This is a genomic window from Okeania sp., assembly GCF_983059655.1.
Genome location: NZ_CEZPJD010000852.1, coordinates 1 through 3,308, shown reverse-complemented (window position 1 = coordinate 3,308; position 3,308 = coordinate 1). Strand labels below are relative to the sequence as shown.

Annotated in this window: 3 protein-coding genes; all 3 read right to left on the bottom strand. The window is 39.4% G+C overall.

The window, feature by feature from the left end; all coding sequences use genetic code 11:
• Positions 1-350 precede the first annotated feature (350 nt).
• Positions 351-1,055, bottom strand: coding sequence for an orotidine-5'-phosphate decarboxylase (pyrF, locus tag AC3DU7_RS29300; RefSeq protein ID WP_488042773.1), 705 nt, complete (start codon positions 1,053-1,055; stop codon positions 351-353).
• A 75-nt stretch (positions 1,056-1,130) separates the two neighbouring features.
• Positions 1,131-2,360, bottom strand: a complete 1,230-nt coding sequence (locus tag AC3DU7_RS29295; protein WP_488042772.1) for an RNA-guided endonuclease InsQ/TnpB family protein — start codon at positions 2,358-2,360, stop codon at positions 1,131-1,133.
• 368 nt (positions 2,361-2,728) lie between these two features.
• A partial coding sequence (gene tyrS, locus AC3DU7_RS29290) for a tyrosine--tRNA ligase (protein WP_488042771.1) occupies positions 2,729-3,308 on the bottom strand: 580 nt, incomplete at its 5' end.

Genomic DNA, 3,308 nt, shown 5'->3' with positions numbered 1-3,308 from the left:
TCATGTCTGAAAAATATTTACTGTTCAGCAGTTTTTTCCAAAAATTTAATAAGTTGGAGGATTTGAGAATTTCCTAACGGTAATTAATCGCCACTGTTATAGCAATATTTTTGTCATTTTTATGAGGGATAGCTTAGAAGTAAAGGCAATTTATCATTTTATGAAGCTCAAAAAAATAGAAAGATATTTAGCCTTGCATTCTGCCAAAAATCCTGATAGTATGTAATTATTGGGAGGCGTTCGCACCTACGCATGACTTTTTGTTCAACCTAAGTATAGTACTATTTATCTGAAGTGACGTTTGAAACAATCGAGCATCAAACATAGCAATACTTTGAATAAAACGCCCCTTAAATTTCCTGACAAATGCGCTCCAAAGCCTCTTTTGGGTCAGCAGCAGCAGTAATAGGTCGGCCAATAACAAGATAATCGGCTCCAGCTTTAATAGCTTGAGATGGAGTAAGCGATCGCTTCTGGTCTCCTTTCTCTGCCCAAGTTGGCCTCACTCCCGGACAAACCAACACAAAATCATCACCACAAACCCGCCTCAACTGTTCCACCTCTTGAGGAGAACAAACCGCCCCACCTAAACCAGATTCCTGAGCCAACAAAGCCATCTGCAAAGCATACTCTGGCAACTCCAGGGGAATTTTGAGGTCAAAAGCCACATCACGAGAAGTCAAACTGGTCAAAATAGTAATAGCAATTAACCTGGGAGGATTTTGTCCTGTAACTTTTGCCCCTTCCACAATAGCTTCTTGAGCAGCAGTCAAAGCTACTCTGCCAGCCGTAGCATGGATAGTCAACAAATCGACACCATAACTAGCAGCAGATCGACAAGCTCCAGAAACAGTATTAGGAATATCGTGAAACTTTAAATCCAGAAAAATCCGCTTCTGACGTTCTTTGAGAATGGATAGAATTTTTTGGCCACAACTAACAAATAATTCTAGACCAACCTTCCACCAGATTATTTCCGGTAATTTTTCTATCAGAGCGATCGCTGCTGCCTCAGTCGGAACATCCAACGGGACTATAATTTTATCAATATTAATCACTTTCGCTAGTATTGTTTAATTTTCGGTAGCTTATTTTTGGGCAGTCAAACAAAAAAAGTGACATCTCCCACACTATAGCCTCAGCTTAGTGTGGGCTTCTCGTTTCGCAGCCCCGGTATCCCGTCGGGCTCCACGAGCTTTAAAGACGGAATGCCCTACCGCCCTATTTTTTATATTTATCGCTGCATTCAAGTCGCGGTCAATCACAACACCACAATGTGGGCAAGAATGGGTTCGTATGTTTAATTCTTTATCGACTTTTTCTCCACAATTTGAGCAATCTTGGCTAGTATTTTTGGGGTTCACTCCTACAGTTTTCTGTCCAGCATTTCCGGCTTTGACAGTCAAAATAGATAGGAATTTGCCCCATCCAGCATCATTAATTGATTTACTCAAACGGGTCTTTGCTAGCCCTTTGATATTTAAGTTTTCATGGGCGATAACCTCAGCTTTTGATAACAATTCATTGGCTGTTTTGAAATGAAAGTCTTTACGTTTATCAGCGACCTTTTTATGTTGTTTGGCTACAGCTTTAACAGCTTTTAACCACCTTTTGCTACCTTTTTTCTTTCGAGATAAACGTTTCTGTAGAGTCTTTAATCGCTGCTGAGATTTTCGATAGTATTGGGGTATGGGGACAGATTCTCCTTCACTTGTTACTAAGAATTCCTTCAACCCCATATCAATTCCCAGAGTGTTTTTTAATGTAGGTTCAACTTTAGTTGTCAAAGCTGGAACTGATTTTTCTTCTAGGGATAAAGTCACATAATAACCATCAGCTTTACGACTAATAGTAACAGTTTTAATTGTCAACCCTTCTGGTATTGGACGATGCTGAATTAACTTTACCTTTCCTATTTTGGGCAAATTAATTTTATTTCCTTCAATACAGTTTTGTTTGATTTGAGGATAAGTAAAACTGCGATAACGTCCTTTTCCTTTAAACCTTGGTTTCCCTAATTTATGTCCATTTTTGTCTGCTTTAAACCATCTATCAAAGGCAAGTTTTACCCGTTTTATGCAATCCTGTAAAACTTGAGAATGAATTAGCTTGTATTCACAAAACTTATCTTTGGTATTGACCAAATCTCGTTTTTGAGAGTAATAATCTGGAATTTCTCTTAGTTGAGGAATGGGCATCACCAAGGGGCAAGCATTAACCGGACAGCGATTTTCTTCCCACCACGAGAACCGCTCCCCTAACCTATAGTTGTACTGCCGACGCAACAATTCCAACCACATTTCTATTGTGGCTAACTGTTCTTTATTTGGCCTTAATTTATATTGGTAGGCAGTGCGCATGGTGGAAAATTTCCAGAGTTATAGGCAACATCATAATACAAGTTTTTCAACCAGGGCGAAAGCTTCTGGTAGGATATTTGCAAATTAAATGAGCATCGAACCCATTCAATTTGCTGCCGATTCATCTAACACCAAATCTGCATAAATATGGTGTGAGACTTCTCGGCGATTCAGCTAATTTTTTGAGACTTTGAGTCTGAGTATTCAGTATCAGAAATTCGAGGGTTGTCTATTTCTGGGCAGTCAAAGAAAAAAAAACTAAGACGTTGTAGTTTTGAGTCATTTCCACCTAGAGAATTTCCCCCGGTCAGAGTCAGAATTTCTCTCTACTAATTTTTTCAGACTTTAAGTTTTAACAAAAGTATTAATTAATTCTTCACCAACCGGACAAAATTTTTCTTACCCACCCGTAGAACCTTACCATCAAGGTCTACCGGAGAGTCAAAAGTCAAATTCTGGTCTGAAATACGGTCGTCATCCAAACGTACAGCTCCCCCAGCAATTTTTTTCCTAGCTTCAGAGCTACTCTTACACAAACCACTAGCACTAACAACATAAAACAACTTCGCTGGAAACTCCACAGTAGCCAAAGAAAACTCTGGCACTGCGTCAGTTTGACTCATATCTCCCTCAAGCACCACTTTCAAAGCCGTTTGTTGAGCTGACAAAGCAGTTTCCCTACCGTGGTACTGAGACGCAATATCCAAAGCCAACAACTTTTGTCTTTCGCGAGGATTTTCTGGCAGAGTATCAAGAGATAAATTAGTCAATAGTTCAAAATACTGTTCTATCTGGTCATCAGGAATTTTTTCCAACTTAGAATACATACTCAGAGGGTCTTCCGATAAACCCACATAATTTCCTAGAGACTTAGACATTTTCTGTACCCCATCAGTCCCTAACAAAATTGGCATTAACAGACCAAACTGAGTCTTCTTACCAAAATGC

What these genes read in the sequence shown, in the direction of transcription:
- AC3DU7_RS29295 (WP_488042772.1), bottom strand. Translation starts at nt 2,360, where the DNA reads ATGCGCACTGCCTACCAATATAAATTAAGGCCAAATAAAGAACAGTTA.